14 protein-coding genes and 2 pseudogenes are annotated in these 14,832 nt (G+C 66.4%); 9 read left to right on the top strand and 7 right to left on the bottom strand.

The window, feature by feature from the left end; translation table 11 throughout:
* Positions 1-45 precede the first annotated feature (45 nt).
* Positions 46-1,111: pseudogene (locus P5W98_RS21615) on the bottom strand (TonB-dependent receptor); the annotation flags it as partial.
* Between the two features lie 328 nt (positions 1,112-1,439).
* Between P5W98_RS21615 and P5W98_RS21610 the strand changes: the two are divergent.
* On the top strand, positions 1,440-1,760 hold the full coding sequence (locus P5W98_RS21610) for a pyrimidine/purine nucleoside phosphorylase (RefSeq protein ID WP_421026057.1): 321 nt from the start codon (positions 1,440-1,442) through the stop codon (positions 1,758-1,760).
* A gap of 139 nt (positions 1,761-1,899) precedes the next feature.
* On the opposite strand, the gene P5W98_RS21605 is transcribed toward P5W98_RS21610, so the two are convergent.
* The 4 genes from P5W98_RS21605 to P5W98_RS21590 all read right to left on the bottom strand — a co-directional run bounded on the left by P5W98_RS21605 (position 1,900) and on the right by P5W98_RS21590 (position 6,811).
* The gene (locus tag P5W98_RS21605; protein ID WP_421026058.1) at positions 1,900-3,081 is read right to left on the bottom strand and encodes an enoyl-CoA hydratase/isomerase family protein; all 1,182 of its coding nucleotides are present in this window, start codon (positions 3,079-3,081) and stop codon (positions 1,900-1,902) included.
* 3 nt (positions 3,082-3,084) lie between these two features.
* Entirely contained in the window at positions 3,085-3,870 is a 786-nt protein-coding gene (locus tag P5W98_RS21600; protein ID WP_421026059.1) for an enoyl-CoA hydratase, read from the bottom strand.
* A gap of 19 nt (positions 3,871-3,889) precedes the next feature.
* Positions 3,890-5,605, bottom strand: coding sequence for an AMP-binding protein (locus P5W98_RS21595; protein ID WP_421026060.1), 1,716 nt, complete (start codon positions 5,603-5,605; stop codon positions 3,890-3,892).
* A gap of 72 nt (positions 5,606-5,677) precedes the next feature.
* Positions 5,678-6,811: an acyl-CoA dehydrogenase family protein gene (locus P5W98_RS21590; protein WP_421026061.1), complete on the bottom strand. Its 1,134-nt coding sequence runs from the start codon at positions 6,809-6,811 to the stop codon at positions 5,678-5,680.
* A gap of 121 nt (positions 6,812-6,932) precedes the next feature.
* On the opposite strand from P5W98_RS21590, the gene P5W98_RS21585 reads away from it, so the two are divergent.
* The 4 genes from P5W98_RS21585 to P5W98_RS21570 all read left to right on the top strand — a co-directional run bounded on the left by P5W98_RS21585 (position 6,933) and on the right by P5W98_RS21570 (position 10,750).
* Entirely contained in the window at positions 6,933-8,057 is a 1,125-nt protein-coding gene (locus tag P5W98_RS21585; RefSeq protein ID WP_421026062.1) for an AraC family transcriptional regulator, read from the top strand.
* A gap of 112 nt (positions 8,058-8,169) precedes the next feature.
* Complete coding sequence (locus P5W98_RS21580; protein ID WP_421026063.1) at positions 8,170-8,424, top strand: DUF4148 domain-containing protein; 255 nt, start codon at positions 8,170-8,172, stop codon at positions 8,422-8,424.
* A gap of 315 nt (positions 8,425-8,739) precedes the next feature.
* A complete protein-coding gene (locus tag P5W98_RS21575) occupies positions 8,740-10,041 on the top strand; it encodes an NCS2 family permease (protein ID WP_421026064.1) in 1,302 nt (433 codons plus the stop codon).
* Positions 10,042-10,216: 175 nt separating this feature from the next.
* A complete protein-coding gene (locus P5W98_RS21570; protein ID WP_421026065.1) occupies positions 10,217-10,750 on the top strand; it encodes a cytochrome b in 534 nt (177 codons plus the stop codon).
* 94 nt (positions 10,751-10,844) lie between these two features.
* On the opposite strand, the gene P5W98_RS21565 is transcribed toward P5W98_RS21570, so the two are convergent.
* The gene (locus tag P5W98_RS21565; protein ID WP_421026066.1) at positions 10,845-11,138 is read right to left on the bottom strand and encodes a DUF1488 domain-containing protein; all 294 of its coding nucleotides are present in this window, start codon (positions 11,136-11,138) and stop codon (positions 10,845-10,847) included.
* Between the two features lie 300 nt (positions 11,139-11,438).
* On the bottom strand, positions 11,439-11,657 hold the full coding sequence (locus P5W98_RS21560; protein ID WP_421026067.1) for a DUF2964 family protein: 219 nt from the start codon (positions 11,655-11,657) through the stop codon (positions 11,439-11,441).
* A 356-nt stretch (positions 11,658-12,013) separates the two neighbouring features.
* Between P5W98_RS21560 and P5W98_RS21555 the strand changes: the two are divergent.
* The 4 genes and pseudogenes from P5W98_RS21555 to P5W98_RS21540 all read left to right on the top strand — a co-directional run.
* Positions 12,014-12,926, top strand: a pseudogene (locus tag P5W98_RS21555) (sigma-54-dependent Fis family transcriptional regulator); the annotation flags it as partial.
* Positions 12,896-13,204: a helix-turn-helix domain-containing protein gene (locus tag P5W98_RS21550; protein WP_421026068.1), complete on the top strand. Its 309-nt coding sequence runs from the start codon at positions 12,896-12,898 to the stop codon at positions 13,202-13,204. The pseudogene P5W98_RS21555 and the gene P5W98_RS21550, both read left to right, overlap by 31 nt.
* A gap of 93 nt (positions 13,205-13,297) precedes the next feature.
* Positions 13,298-14,428 carry a VIT1/CCC1 transporter family protein gene (locus P5W98_RS21545; RefSeq protein WP_421026069.1) on the top strand — a complete coding sequence of 377 codons (1,131 nt, stop codon included), beginning with the start codon at positions 13,298-13,300 and terminating at the stop codon, positions 14,426-14,428.
* Complete coding sequence (locus P5W98_RS21540; protein ID WP_421026070.1) at positions 14,425-14,739, top strand: 2Fe-2S iron-sulfur cluster-binding protein; 315 nt, start codon at positions 14,425-14,427, stop codon at positions 14,737-14,739. The genes P5W98_RS21545 and P5W98_RS21540 overlap by 4 nt, the downstream gene beginning before the upstream one ends.
* Positions 14,740-14,832: the final 93 nt, after the last annotated feature.

Raw genomic sequence — 14,832 nt, 5'->3', positions numbered from 1 at the left:
TACTTCAGGCGCCCCCTGCCTCGTTTACATCCCCGGCTCAAAGCCTCACTGACAAAAATTCAGCGTGACCATCGCCGAGCGGCCCGGCACCCAGGTTGCGTAGATCGGATACGCGCTCTGGTAATACTTCTTGTCGAAGAGATTGTTCAGGTTCAGCTGCAAGTCCACCGACTTCGTCACGCGCCACGGCACCGAGGCGTCGAAGCGCGCGTAGCCCGGAATCCACTTGCGCGTGGTCGACGTGACCGACGCATATGTCTCGCTCGATACGGTTGCGCCGGCGCCCAGCGTGAGCTTGGGCATCACGTCATAGCTGGTCCACAGCGTGAAGTTGTGCCTGGGCACCATCACCATCGGCAAGCCCGAATTCTGCGGGCTGGTCGGGCCTGCGTTGGTCGTGATCGCATCGAGATACGAATAGCCGCCGAACATGGCCCACTTGTTCGTCACGTTGCCCGCGAAGCCGAACTCGAAGCCGCGCAGGCGCTGCGAGCCCGCGTTGATGGTGCCACCCAGGCCATCGCTCACGCGCGCATTGGTCTTGTCGGTCTGGAACAGCGCGGTGGTGAGCGAAAGACGTTCGTGGAGCACATCCCACTTCGCGCCCAATTCGATATTGCGCGCGCTCGGGCGCGAGGTCCTGGTTGGTCGCCGTGATCTGGTCGGTGCCGCCGCCGAGGCCCGAATTCGCGCCCGGCGGACTCGCCGACGTGCCGTACGACGCGTACAGGCTCACCGTGCGCACCGGCTTGAGCACGAGGCCGAACTGGTAGCTGAAGAGATTCGAGGTGTTCGACAGATCGGGCACACCCGCCTGCTGCGCCGTGACGTCATAGCGGTCGAAGCGCAGGCCCGCGTTGAAGATCCAGCGCTCCGAAAGCTGCACGCTATCGAACAGGTAGGCCGAAGCGATGTTGGTCTGCGGGTTCGTGGTCGGCCCCGGGAAGCTCTTGTCGCCGTTGAGCAGCACGCTGCCGGTCAACGGGTTGTTCGGGTGCCAGTACGCGAGCGGCGTGCAGTTGTAGGCCACCGAGCACGGCCCGCCCGAGCGGATGTTGTTGCCCTTCGAATCGGTCACGAGATAGCCCTCGTAGCGGTCCTGCTCGTGGCTGACTGGCCACGATCGGTGGGCACCGGCGTGCCGCCCGTGGATCGAAGGCGGAGACGTCTTGAGCCGGGCGTCACGGGCCGCCCGCGTCAAAGGAATCCTGTGTTGAGCCTCACTTGCGAATGCGTATGATTTTCATTTACTAAATCGATTGTAATAAATCATCAGCGAGGTGTAAACACACACGGCGCATTTCACGGGGGATTTCGCGGGATTTCGCTGAAAGCGCGCGGCGAGTGCCGGTATGATGTCGGTCCCGCTGCGTGCGCGCAGAACCGCGCCCGCCACGCGCCAACGCATCCATTTCACGAAGACTCAGAGGAAGACCGCCATGACGGCTGCAACACAATTCGACCAGGTTTCCGTGGTCCGCAAGGCCAACGTCTATTTCGACGGCAAGTGCGTCTCGCACACCGTGCTGTTCGCCGACGGCACGCGCAAGACGCTCGGCGTGATCCTGCCAGGCCAGCTGAACTTTGGCACCGACGCCCCCGAACTCATGGAAGTGCAAGGCGGCAAGTGCCGCATCCGTCTCGACGGCAGCGACGAGTGGAAGACCTACGGCGCAGGCGAGTCGTTCTCGGTGCCGGGCAAGAGCCGCTTCGACATCGACGTGATCGAGACGCTCGACTACTGCTGCAGCTATCTGTAAAGCGCACCGGCGCGCTTGCAGTTGCAAGCCCTGCCCGCCCTGCTTCGCGCACGGCGGGCATTTTTATTTCTTCGTGCGGGTCTATGGGGGGCTTATGGGGCCGATGGAGACGCCGCGCAGATCCATCGCGCGGCGCGCATCAGGCACCCAGAGCGGCGAGCGGATGCGTCTCCTCGCGCCACGGCGAGCACAGGAAATGCTGCACACGCTCGTCGCGCAGTTCGGCGAGCGTCGCGGGCGCCCAGCGCGGCTTGCGGTCCTTGTCGACGAGATGCGCGCGCACGCCTTCGCAGACGTCGCCCTCTTCGATTGCGCGCACAACGATCCCGAGCTCCATGCGAAAGCTCTCCGCCAGCGTCATCTGGCGGCCGCGCAGCAGCGCCTCGCGCGTGACTTCGAGCATGGTCGGCGAGTAATGCGTGAGCGCTTCGAGCGTGGCCGCAAGCCATGCCCGCACGTCCTCGGGCTGCTCGTGCTCGAGATCGGCGCGCAACGTATCGACGATCTGCTCGACGCGCGCACGGCGCACGAAGTGCCGCGCGATCAGCGGTGCGCGCGCAGCCAATGCGCTTGCCGGTGCGCTTGATTCACTTGATACCCCTGATGCACCCGGCGCATCGGGCGCCATGTCGAACACCGCGCGCAGCGCCGCGAGCACGTCCCCATCCATGCTCGCTTGCGCGAGGCGCGCCTCGTAACCGTCGAGCCATTCGCCCGGCACGCAAATATCAGCGAGGTGGCAGTGGAGCGCGTCGGCGCCCGTGAGCAGCACGCCGGTCAGCCCCACATACAGCTCGGTCTCCACCGGCATCTTCGCGAGAAAATGCGTGGCGCCCACGTCGGGCAACATGCCGATGCGTGTTTCCGGCATCGCGATCTTCGTGCGCGTGGTGGCCACGCGTAGTGCCGCCGCCTGGCCGAGGCCCATGCCGCCGCCCATCGTTACGCCGTCGAGCAGCGCGACGAGCGGCTTGTCGAACGTATGCAGCGCGAAATCGAGCCGATATTCGTCGACGAAGAACTGCTGCCAGCCATCGTCGCCGAGCCGCTTGCCCGCGCGCGCGAGACTATCGATCGCGCGCACGTCGCCGCCCGCGCAAAAGCCCTTCGGACCCGCACCTTCGAGCACGAGCGCGACGATCGAGTTGTCATGGCGCACGCGTTCGAGCAGCACCGCAATCTCGCGCACCATCGCATGCGAGAGCGCGTTGAGCGCGGCGGGACGATTCAGCGTGATAATCGCGACGCGGTTGACCACGCGGAACAGCACGTCCGGGCCGGCCTCCGATGCTGTTTGAGCGGAAGCGGGTGTTGCATTCATTGCTTAATTCTCCGTATCAATTTGCCATTGCGGCTTGCGCTTCTCGAGGAAGGCGTTAACACCTTCGCGCTGGTTGGGCGAATCGAACAGGTCGATGAAGCGCTCCCGCTCCACGGCGAGCGCCGCGCCACGCGGCACGCCGTTGCGCGCCTGGTGAATGAGCGACTTGCTGAACGACACGGCCTGCGGGCTCAGCGACGCCACGCGCGCGGCCATGGCGAGCGCGACGTCGCGCGCACCGCCCTGCGGCACCACTTCCTCCACGAGGCCGATGCGCAGCGCCGTGGCGGCATCCACGCGCTCGCCGGTCAGGACGATGCGCTTGGCCCAGCCCTCGCCCACGAGCCAGGGCAGCGTCTGCGTACCGCAACCGCACGGTAGCAGGCCCACGGCGGGTTCGGGCAGCGCGAGTTGCGCATGCTCCTCGGCGATGCGGATATCGCAAGCGAGCGCACATTCGAGCCCGCCGCCCATCGCGTAGCCGTTGATCGCTGCAATCACCACGGGCCGTGCGTTCTGCAGCGCCTCGAATGCGGCGCCGAATGCCGAGGCTGCCGTGCGCGCGACTTCGCGATCGCCCGTGGCGAACGCGTTCAGGTCCGCGCCCGCGCTGAAGAACTTCGTGCCGTTGCCGGTGATGACGATGGCGCGAACTTTCGCCTCGCGGTTGAACGCCTCGATCACCTCTTGAAGCTGGCACAGGCCATCGACGGTAAAGGCGTTCGCGGGCGCTCTCGCCAGCGTGATGAGCGCCACCGTGTCGTCACACATGTACTCGAATTCGATCATTTCGGATTCCACTCTGTTTTCATCGCAACTCGGGGAAATCCTCTTCCCAGTATTCATCGGGCTGGCGCGCGGGTTCATCCGTGCGCTCCATTTCGCGGCGGCGCAGCTCGACGCGACGGATCTTGCCCGAGATCGTCTTCGGCAAGTCGCTGAACTGAAGCCGGCGAATGCGCTTGTACGGCGCGAGCTTTTCGCGCGAGAAGCGGAACACCTCGCGCGCGAGATCGGGTCCCGCCTCGTAGCCCTGGCGCACGATCACGAACGCCTTGGGCACCGAAAGCCGCAACGGGTCGGGGCTCGGCACCACGGCCGCCTCGGCAATCGCCTCGTGCTCGATCAGCACGCTCTCCAGTTCGAACGGGCTCAGGCGGTAATCGGATGACTTGAATACGTCGTCGGCGCGGCCCACGTAGACGAAGTAGCCGTCGTCGCGGCGCATCGCCACGTCGGACGTGTGGTAGTAGCCGTTGCGCATCGCCTGCTCGGTGGCCTTCGCGTTGTTCGCGTAGCCGGTCATCAGGCCGAGCGGGCGTTGAGCCGGATCGGCCCCGAGCGTCAAGGCAATTTCGCCTTCGCTCACGGGCTGATCGTCGGGATCGACGAGCTCGACACGGTAGCCCGGCAGCGGCCTGCCCATCGAGCCCGCCACCACGGGCTGGCCCGGCGAGTTGCCGATCTGGCAGGTGGTCTCGGTCTGGCCATAGCCGTCGCGGATCGTGATGCCCCACGCGTGGCGCACGCGCTCGATGATCTCGGGATTGAGCGGCTCGCCCGCACCCACGATCTCGCGCAGCTTCACTGCGTAGCTCGCGAGCGGTTCCTGCACGAGCATGCGCCACACCGTGGGGGGCGCGCACAGCGTGGTCACGCCGCATTGCACGAGCACACCGAGTACGTCTTTCGGCACGAAGCGCGCGTAGTTGTAGACGAACACGCAGGCCTGCGCATTCCACGGCGCGAAGAAGCAGCTCCACGCGTGCTTGGCCCAACCCGGCGAGCTGATGTTCCAGTGCACGTCGCCGGGCATGAGGCCGATCCAGTACATCGTGGAGAGGTGCCCAACGGGATAGCTCTGATGCGTGTGCTCGACGAGTTTCGGCTTCGAGGTGGTGCCCGAGGTGAAATAGAGCAGCATCGGGTCGCTTGCGCGCGTCGGGCCATCGGGCTCGAACGCGGCGCTCGCTTCACAGGCGCGCGAGAGATCGATCCAGCCGTCTCGCGCCCCGCCCACCGCGATGCGCTTCACGCTCGCGTCGAGCGCATCGAATTTCGCGAGCTCGGCTGCATCGACCACCACGAAGCGCGCGCCGCCGGCCTCCACGCGCTCGCGCACGTCGTCGGGGGCAAGCTGCGTGGTGGCGGGCAGCACTACCGCGCCCAGCTTCATCGCCGCCAGCATCACGTCCCACAACTCGACACGGTTGGGCAACATCAAGAGGAGTCGATCGCCGCGGCCCACGCCGTTTTCGCGAAGGAAATTTGCCATGCGCGAGGAACGCTCGGACATCTGCGCGAACGAATAGCGCGTGCCGCCTTTCGCGAGATCGTCGACGATCCAGAGCGCCGGGTTGTCGTTGCCGCGCGCCATCACGTCGAAGTAGTCGAGCGCCCAGTTGAAGGTGTCGAGCTGCGGCCACGCGAACGCTTCATACGCACGCGCGTAGTCGGTGCGGTGACGCAGCAGCAGCTCGCGTGCGTCGATGAAGGCCTGCGCGGAAGGGGTGAACCCGGTCATCGTCGTCTCCTGATTGAATCGCGGCGCATGTGCGCTTTTTTATCGGTGCATCAATTACTTCGCCATCCTTTCTTATAGCTCACGCGCGATCACCATGCGCTGCACCTCGCTCGTGCCTTCGTAGATCTGCGTGATGCGCGCGTCGCGGTAGTGGCGCTCCACCGGGTAATCGTTCAGAAAGCCATACCCGCCGTGAATCTGGATCGCGTGCGAGCACACTTCCTCGGCCATTTCCGACGCATAGAGCTTGGCCTGCGAGGCCTCGGAAAGACAGGGCTTGCCGAGCGTGCGCAGCTTCGCCGCATGATGCACGAGATGGCGCGCGGCGTTGATGCGCGTTTGCATGTCGGCGAGCATGTTCGCCACGCTCTGATGCCGGATCAGCGGCTCGCCGAATTGCACGCGCTCGTGCGCATAGGCGCGCGCCGCGTCGAAGGCTGCGCGCGCGATGCCGAGCGCCTGCGCCGCAATGCCAATGCGCCCGCCTTCGAGATTCGACAGCGCGATCTTGAGGCCCTCGCCGCGCTGGCCAAGCAGGTTCGCCTCGGGAACCGCGCAATCGACGAGCGAAATCGGGCAGGTGTCCGAGGCGCGAATGCCCATCTTTTTCTCGTGCGGCCCCACGTTAAAGCCCGGCGTATCGGTGGGCACGACGAAGGCCGAGATGCCGCGCTTGCCCGCATCGGGATCGGTCACCGCGAACACGATCGCCAGCTTCGCGCGCGAACCGTTCGTCACGAACTGCTTGTTGCCGTTGAGCACCCACTTGCCGTCGCGCAGCTCGGCGCGCGTGCGCAGATTGTTGGCCTCGGAGCCGGCCTGCGGCTCGGTCAGGCAGAACGCGCCGATCAACTCGCCGCTCGCGAGCTTCGTGAGCCAGCGGTCCTTCTGCTCCGCATTGCCGTACTGAAGGATCGGCCCGCAGCCCACCGAGTTGTGCACGCTCACGAGCGTCGCGCACGACGCACAGCCCGCGGCAATCTCCTCCATCGCGAGCGCGTAAGCCACGTAGTCGGTATAAGAGCCGCCCTGTTCCTGCGGCACGATCATGCCGAGAAAGCCCAGTTCGCCCAGTTGCTTGACGACCTCATCGGGCAGCTTGCCGTCGCGGTCCCATTGCGCCGCGTTGGGCGCGAGGCGCTCGCTCGCGAAGTCGCGCGCGGCGTCGCGGATCATGCGCTGGTCGTCGGTATAGAACTCGTCCATCTCTGTCTCCTTCGCTGCGCGCTCGCGCCGCGAGACGCGCGTTGGGTGCATCCACTGTCGCGCCGTGCAGCCGCCGCCGCAAGGCCCATGAAAAGTTTAGGCATCCGCGCGCCCCCATTCGATGCCCGCCACGATCAAAGTCAATGAGCGAATTTGCCATAATGTCTTCGATAACCGCACCGGAGGCCAATCCTTGCAGCCAGGGCAAACCAGCAAAGTGAGCGAAAAAGGCACGATCGCGATAAGCCTCGTGCGTGAGACGGTGGCGCGCGCGCGCGTGCGCGGGTTCGACGTAGCGCCCGTCGTCGAGGCGGCAGGCATCGCGGCGAGCGCGCTCGATGCGCCGCACGTGCGCGTGAGCGCCGCGCAGTACGGCGCGCTGTGGTCCGGCATCGCGCGCACGCTCGACGACGAATTCCTCGGCCAGGACTCGCATGCCATGAAGAGCGGCAGCTTCATCGCCATGACGCACGCGGCGCTGGGCGCGCAGACGGGCCGCCAGGCGCTGCAGCGCAGCGTGCACTTCATGCGCCTCGTGCTCGACGACCTGACCGGCGAAGTCGATATCGACGCCACGCGCGTGCGCATCGCGTTCCGCCAGCGCGCGGGCACGCCCGTGCCGGCGATGTTCGCCTACGCCACCTGGTTCATCCTCGTCTACGGCTTGCTGTGCTGGCTCGTGGGGCGGCGCATTCCGGTGCTTGCGGCGCGCTTTCGCTGCGCTGCGCCGCCCGACGCGCGCGAGTACCAACTGATGATCTGCGAGGACATGGCCTTCGACCAGCCCGATTCGTGGTTCGACCTCGCACCCGCGTTCCTCGACCTGCCCGTGATTCAGAGCGCTGCCTCGGCGCGCGCTTTCCTGCGCAACGCGCCCGGCAATTTCGTCGTGAAGTACCGCAATCCGGCCTCGTTCGCGGCGCGTGTGCGGCGCGCGCTACGCGCCCTGCCGGCTCACGCGTGGCCCGACGCCGACACCCTCGCACAGCGCCTGAACGTCGCGCCCGCGACCTTGCGCCGGCGCCTGCACCAGGAAGGCCACAGTTGCCAGTCGATCAAGGACGAACTGCGCCGCGACCTCGCGCTCGAGGCATTGCGCGACCCCGCGCGCTCGGTCGCCGACGTCGCGGCCGCTGTGGGCTTCGCCGAGCCGAGCGCATTCCATCGCGCGTTCCGCAAGTGGACCGGGCGGCGCCCTGCCGAATATCGGAAGCCGCACATACTGGCGGAGCCGAAGGCGCGCTGAACACGACGCTCGGATGGGCGCGCAGCGAGGGCGTCGATCTAATTGCAAACCTTACTATTAGCGAGATAAGACCTATAATTTTAGGGTTATCCCTAATACGAAAGGCATGACCATGAACACTCTTTCGCGTGTGACGCTTGGCGTGCTGGCAGCGGCTTGTTGCGTTGTGTCGGCAAGCGCGCTGAGCCAACCGTACAATTCGTCGGGCCCAATGACGCGCGCCCAGGTACGCGCAGACCTCGCTGATTGGCGCGCGGCGGGCTACGATCCGCTCGACTGGATTCACTACCCCGAAAACGCCCAGCGCGCCGCGGCAATCGTCGCGCAACGCCGCGCTTCGGGAATGATGCCGCAATCGCCGCAGTAAGCGCATTACGCTGAAGGCCCTCCCTTTTACGGGAGCACCGATCCGCCAGCAAGCGCGGACCGATGCTCCCGTTTTGCGCTTTTTTGCCGGCTGAACAAGCCCGCACGCGCCGCTTCCCACAGCCGACTCACTTGACGCACGGCAAACTGTTGCGGCCCTTCCACGCTCGTCCAAGCTTTTCTGCGCTCGCGGAACAATTGTTTACAATCGCGCCCATCAACGCGTGAGCCGGCCCCGCGGGCGACGTCCCATCGTCTCTCGCCCTCGCCGAACGCCAAAACGAACAACCCGCACGACTCTCGAGGCTCAACCTCCATGGACGCCATCAAACGCTATTTCGGATTCGAAGAAGCAGGCACGAACCTGCGCACCGAAGTGCTAGCCGGCTTTACCACCTTTCTCACGATGGCGTACATCATCTTCGTGAACCCGGCGATTCTCGGCGATGCCGGCATGCCGAAAGACGCCGTGTTCGTCGCCACCTGCCTCGTCTCGGCGCTCGCCTCGATCATCATGGGGCTCTATGCGAACTACCCGATCGCGCTCGCGCCCGGCATGGGCCTGAACGCGTACTTCGCGTACGCCGTCGTCAAGGGCATGGGCTTCACGTGGGAGGCGGCGCTCGGCGCGGTGTTCATCTCCGGGTGCCTGTTCTTCGTGGTCACGCTGCTGCGCGTGCGCGAGGCCATCATCAACGGGATTCCGCATTCGATCCGCGTGTCGATCACGGCCGGCATCGGACTCTTTCTCGCGATCATCTCGCTCAAGACGTCCGGCGTGATCGTCGCGAGCCCGGCCACGCTCGTCGAGCTCGGCAACCTGCACGACCCGCACACCCTGCTCGCGATCGTCGGCTTTTTCGCCATCGTCACGCTCGACGTGCTCAAGGTGCGCGGCGCGATCCTGATCGGCATCGTGGGCGTGACGATCCTCTCGTTCTTCTTCGGCGGCAATCAGTTCCACGGCATCTTTTCGGCGCCGCCCTCGATCGCGCCCACCTTCGCGCATCTCGACATCAAGGCCGCGCTCTCGACCGGCATCCTGAACGTGGTGCTCGTGTTCTTCCTCGTGGAGCTGTTCGACGCAACCGGCACGCTGATGGGCGTGGCCAACCGCGCCGGCCTGCTCGTGCACGGCAAGATGCACCGTCTGAACCGCGCGCTGCTCGCGGACAGCACCGCGATTCTCGCGGGCTCGGTGCTCGGCACCTCGTCGACCACGGCCTATATCGAAAGCGCTTCGGGCGTGCAGGCGGGCGGGCGTACAGGCGTGACGGCGCTCACCGTGGCCGTGCTGTTTCTCGCGAGCCTGTTCGTCGCGCCGCTCGCGGGCGTGGTGCCCGCCTACGCCACGGCGCCGGCGCTGCTCTATGTGTCGTGCCTGATGCTGCGCGAGCTCGCCGAGCTGCCCTGGGACGACGCCACCGAAGTCGTGCCCGCCGCGCTCACGGCGCTCGCGATGCCGTTCACGTATTCGATCGCGAACGGCGTGGCCTTCGGCTTCATCTCGTATGCAGGCCTGAAACTGCTGACGGGCCGCATGCGCCAGGTGCGCCCGATCGTCTGGATCATCGCGGCGGTCTTCCTGTTCCGCTATTTCTACCTGGGCTCGGCGTAAGTCCTTCAGATCTCTGGTGTTCGCGCACGCCCCGGCGGCGTGCGCCCGTGATGCGGATCCGGCGGAGCCATATCAAGGATTCCGGCCACGCAGCCGCACGGTGCACGGCGGCATCCTTATCATACGGATACTCGACCATCCCGACGATAACGATCCATCCAAAAGGAGCCGCCCCGTGGCCACCTACCCCGCCTCCGCAGAACGCTACTCGAAGCCCGCAATCTTCTTTCACTGGGCTGTCTTCCTGCTCGTCGCGCTGGCCTATCTCGCCATCGAAGTGCGCGGCCCCAAAGGCTCGGACAGCCGGGTGTTCTGGAGCAATGTGCACTACTGGGCGGGCACGCTCGTGCTCGCGCTCGCCGTGCTGCGCCTGTTTTGGCGCATGTGGGAAGGCGCGCCGCAGGACATCGATTCGAACCGCCTGCTCACGTTCCTTTCGCGGCTCGTGCACGTGGCGCTTTATGTGTTCATCTTCGTGCAGCCTGTGCTCGGCATCCTGACGATCAATCTGGCCGGCAAGCCCGTCACGCTCGCCGGCATCGACCTGCAGATCATGCTGGTGAGCGCGGACCCGGTCGCGCGCAAGGCCGTCAAGGCCGCGCACGAATTCATCGGCAACGCGTTCTACTGGATCATCGGCATTCACGCGCTCGCGGCCATCGCGCACCACGTGATGTTCCGCGACAACACGCTGCGCCGCATGATCTGACGCGCACGCGCGAGCCCGCGCAGAAAATAAACGCAAACGCCCCGCGGCCTCTGTCAGGTCGCGGGGGAATCTCGAAACACCAGCAACAGAAAATTCAGGACGCCGCGCCGTGCGCCTGCACGAAGCGCACGTAGCCGCTGCGCAGCGTAAGGCATTGTGCGCGCGTTTCGGAAAGCAGGCGGCGCGCGACCGCCTCGATGCGCTCGCGATGGTGATCGAAAGCGTCAAGCATGTCTTCCGCGCGCGGGGACGCCGCGCCGAAGTGGTCCTCCAGCGCCGCCGCCGTGATCGTACATTCCACCCGCTCTCCATCGATCATTGCCGGAAACGCCAAGGTCAAATCGGGTCCCGAGTACTCGGGCGCCTCATTCGGAAACTGGATCTGCATGGGAATGGCCTTAGGTTGAGGGTCAGCGGGCCGCGCTTGTACGATGCACCTCCTCGGCATACGCGCGGATCAAATGCCGACCGCCGCAAGTGTCGCTACGTTCGACACGATTGCGGCGGCCGTCTGGATTCACTTTAGGATACTTCGCGCGACCCGCAAGGGCGACTTTGTCACACGCGCGAAAAGATTCGCGCGGCCGGGTTTTTCCGGCGTTTCTTCAGCGTTTTGCGAACCGGCCGTTGCGCGCGCAAGCACGTTCCGCGCCGCACGCGGCATGGCGCACTGCAACATCACACGCGCTCACGACTCGCGATGCCGTCGATGCTCGATCTCGATGTCCTTCGGGTGCACGGTGAGCATCGCCACGAACGCGACGATGCCGCATGACACGATCGTCATGCCGTACAGCACGACCCGAGACTCGTCGAAGAGCAAGCCGTGAATCGCGACCGCGAGACCCGCGAGCGCGACAAAGACGGCGAGCGCCGCCACCAGGATCCTCAATTCGCCTTGGACCATGACAGCCCCTCCGCAAGACGCCGCGGCCGCGCCAAAGACCCCGTCATACCCGCTGCGCCGCCGCCGGGACGCGCATGCGCACGCCCTTGTCTTCATCCTGGCACTCGTGTGCGCAAAGGCAAGCCGCACGTGATGCCGAGGTTGCGACGCCCACTCCGCACCTGGCCGCGGGCGGCAGAATTGGCCCGCAATCGCCTGGGCGCACGCCCGCCTTCCTGTGCCATGACCCGACCGATGCGGGAGCGCATCGGGATGCTGCGGCGCAACGCCCGGTGCAGCGTCAAATCAAATTTGGAGACACGCGTGACCCGACACCCCTCCGTCACCGTCCAGCCCCCAAGAGGGCCCGCGCGGACATGATCGCGCAAGCGCACGCGCGCTCGCGCGCCATCGGTCTGCGCGTCGCCGAAACGCCGGATTTCCGGCCGCTCGGCCGTACCGATCTGCGCGAGCTGATCGACGCGAAGCGCACGCTCTACGCCCAGGCGCGGCCCGTGATGGATGCGCTGCACGCGCAGATCGTCGAACCGAAAGCATGGTGCTGCTCACCGACCGCAACGGCGTGATCCTGCACAGCCTCGGCGACACTGGCTTTGTCGAAAAGGCGCGGCGCGTGGCGTTGAGCCCGGGCGTCTCGTGGGCCGAGCGCGACCGCGGCACCAATGCGATCGGCACGGCGCTCGTCGACGGCCAGCCCACCACGATTCACGCGGGCGAGCACTTCTTGCACTCGAACCACATCCTCACTTGCTCGTGCCCGCCCATCGCCGATCCGTGGGGCCGCACGCTGCGGCGCGCTCGACGCGAGCGGGGAATCGCACGGCGCGCACACGCACACGCTCGCGCTCGTGCGCATGTCGGCGCAGGTGATCGAGAACCATCTGTTCAAGACCGAATTCGCGGGCGCGATTAAGCTGCAATTTCATGCGCGCGCGGAATTCATCGGTACGTTGTACGAAGGACTGGCCGCTTTCTCCGCCGATGGCACGCTGCTATGCGCCAACCGCGGTGCGCTGTTCCAGTTCGGTTCAGCGCGTCGCTTGCGGCATTGCAGCAGCGCGGTTTCGAGGCGCTGTTCGGTGAGCCGTTTCCGGCGTTCAGACGCAGCTCATGCGCGCACGCAGCGAAGCGCGCGACGAGCTCATCGCGCTCACGCCGCCAAGCGGCGTGCGCGTGCTCGCGCGCGGCACGCCGGGCGCGGCGGTCGCCGGCGCGCTGTGCTGCGCACCGCCGCGATCATGGCCGAAGGCGAAGACGCCATCGACCTCGCGCATCTGCCCGAAGATCTCGCGCACGACTGCGCGCCCGCCGGCGATGACGCCAACGCGTCGGGCGCATCGACCGGCGAGACGCATGGCGCGCCTGCGCCTTTCGCCGCCTGCGCTCCAAAGGAAAGCGTCGATGCCTCGCGGCCCGCGCGCCTCGCGGACTGGCAGGCGCGCCTGATCGACGATGCGCTCTCGCGCCACCACGGCAACGTCTCGGCGGCAGCGCGCGAATTGGGGCTCGCGCGCAATACGGTTTATCGGCATCTGCGGCGGCGCTGAGGGACGCGCGCGGTCCGCCGGAAGCACGCAAGTGCCACGCGCGGCGAAACGAGCCAGGTTAAGCTTCGCTGGAACGCATTTCCCACGCGCATCATGGCCTCCGCCCAGGAACTCCACCGCTACCGGCGCAATCTCGCCGACGAACTCGACAGCGCCGCTGTCTACGACACGCTCAGCGCCGTCGAAAAAGACGCCGGCCGCCGCCAGATCTTTGCCGAGCTCGCGGCGTCGGAACGCGAGCACGCCCAGGTCTGGCACGACAAGCTCGCCGCCAACGGGGTACGCGTGCGCTCGCACCGGCGCAGCGCGAAGACACATCTCTTGCAAACGCTTACACGCATCTTCGGCCCCTCGCTCGTGCTGCCCACCGTCGCAGCCGCCGAATACGCCGACCGCGACCGCTACGCGCGCGAGCCCGGCGCGGAAACGCTCTCGGCACAGGAACATCAGCACGCCGCGATCGTCCAGTCGATCGTCGCGAGCAAGCGCACGCACGGCCAGTCGAAGGGCGCACAGATCGCGGGCGCCGAGTCGTGGCACAAAGGCGCGACCTCGGGCAACGACCTGCGCGCCGCCGTGCTCGGCGCGAACGACGGACTCGTTTCGAACTTCTGCCTGATCATGGGCGTGGCCGGCGCGGGCAGCGCCAACCGGGCGATCCTGCTGACGGGCCTCGCCGGGCTGGTCGCGGGCGCGTGCTCGATGGCGCTCGGCGAATGGCTTTCGGTGACCAACGCGCGCGAACTCGCGCGCACCCAGCTCGCCAAGGAAGCCGACGAGCTCGAGCACACCCCCGACGCCGAGCGCCACGAACTCGCGCTCATTTATCAGGCCAAGGGCGTCGACGCCGACGAAGCCCGCCGCGTAGCCGCGCAGATCATGCGCGACAAGGACGAGGCACTCGACACGCTCGCGCGCGAGGAACTGGGCATCGATCCGAAAGAGCTGGGCGGCAATCCGTGGACGGCCGCAGCCGTGTCGTTCTGCCTGTTCGCGCTGGGCGCGGCGTTTCCGACAGCAGCGTTCCTCTGGGCGCACGGCACGGCAGCCATCGTCCAGTGCGTCGCGCTGAGCACGCTCGGCCTCGCTGCCGTTGGCGTGTTCACGTCGCTGTTCAATGGACGCAGCGCGGCATTCTCTGCGTTCCGGCAGATCGCCATCGGCCTCGCCGCTGCCGCGTTCACGGCGGGCGCGGGCCACTTGCTGGGGGTATCGGTCTCATGAGCGCCCACGACTTGCCCGCAACGCCAGCGGTGCCGCTCGTGCGTGTGGAGCCGCTGGGCTGCACGTTCGAGGCGCCGCCCGAACTGACGCTGCTCGAGGCCGCCGCCTTCGCCGGCATCCGCCTGCCGCGCCTGTGCCGCAATGGCACGTGCCGCACCTGCCTGTGCCGCGTCGTGAGCGGCGAGGCGAGCTTCACGATCGAATGGCCGGGGCTGTCACGCGAAGAAAAAGCCGAGGGCTACGTGCTGACCTGCGTAGCCGTGGCGCGCACGGATCTCGTACTCGACGTGCCCGACGCCGAGCTTTTGTAGTTTTTGCAGGCCGCGCCCGCCCAAAAAGCAAAACCGGCCCGCGACGTCACATCGCGGGCCGGTTGCCTTATGCGGAAGCCGGCGGACGGCACC

It is taken from the genome of Paraburkholderia sp. A1BS-2L (assembly GCF_051125205.1).
GTDB lineage: Bacteria > Pseudomonadota > Gammaproteobacteria > Burkholderiales > Burkholderiaceae > Paraburkholderia.
The sequence above is the reverse complement of the archived record's forward strand: the minus strand, read 5'-3'. Positions and strand labels throughout refer to the sequence as shown.

What these genes read in the sequence shown, in the direction of transcription:
- P5W98_RS21610 (WP_421026057.1), top strand. Translation starts at nt 1,440, where the DNA reads ATGACGGCTGCAACACAATTCGACCAGGTTTCCGTGGTCCGCAAGGCC.
- P5W98_RS21605 (WP_421026058.1), bottom strand. Translation starts at nt 3,081, where the DNA reads ATGAATGCAACACCCGCTTCCGCTCAAACAGCATCGGAGGCCGGCCCG.
- P5W98_RS21600 (WP_421026059.1), bottom strand. Translation starts at nt 3,870, where the DNA reads ATGATCGAATTCGAGTACATGTGTGACGACACGGTGGCGCTCATCACG.
- P5W98_RS21595 (WP_421026060.1), bottom strand. Translation starts at nt 5,605, where the DNA reads ATGACCGGGTTCACCCCTTCCGCGCAGGCCTTCATCGACGCACGCGAG.
- P5W98_RS21590 (WP_421026061.1), bottom strand. Translation starts at nt 6,811, where the DNA reads ATGGACGAGTTCTATACCGACGACCAGCGCATGATCCGCGACGCCGCG.
- P5W98_RS21585 (WP_421026062.1), top strand. Translation starts at nt 6,933, where the DNA reads ATGCCCGCCACGATCAAAGTCAATGAGCGAATTTGCCATAATGTCTTC.
- P5W98_RS21580 (WP_421026063.1), top strand. Translation starts at nt 8,170, where the DNA reads ATGAACACTCTTTCGCGTGTGACGCTTGGCGTGCTGGCAGCGGCTTGT.
- P5W98_RS21575 (WP_421026064.1), top strand. Translation starts at nt 8,740, where the DNA reads ATGGACGCCATCAAACGCTATTTCGGATTCGAAGAAGCAGGCACGAAC.
- P5W98_RS21565 (WP_421026066.1), bottom strand. Translation starts at nt 11,138, where the DNA reads ATGCAGATCCAGTTTCCGAATGAGGCGCCCGAGTACTCGGGACCCGAT.
- P5W98_RS21560 (WP_421026067.1), bottom strand. Translation starts at nt 11,657, where the DNA reads ATGGTCCAAGGCGAATTGAGGATCCTGGTGGCGGCGCTCGCCGTCTTT.
- P5W98_RS21550 (WP_421026068.1), top strand. Translation starts at nt 12,896, where the DNA reads ATGGCCGAAGGCGAAGACGCCATCGACCTCGCGCATCTGCCCGAAGAT.
- P5W98_RS21545 (WP_421026069.1), top strand. Translation starts at nt 13,298, where the DNA reads ATGGCCTCCGCCCAGGAACTCCACCGCTACCGGCGCAATCTCGCCGAC.
- P5W98_RS21540 (WP_421026070.1), top strand. Translation starts at nt 14,425, where the DNA reads ATGAGCGCCCACGACTTGCCCGCAACGCCAGCGGTGCCGCTCGTGCGT.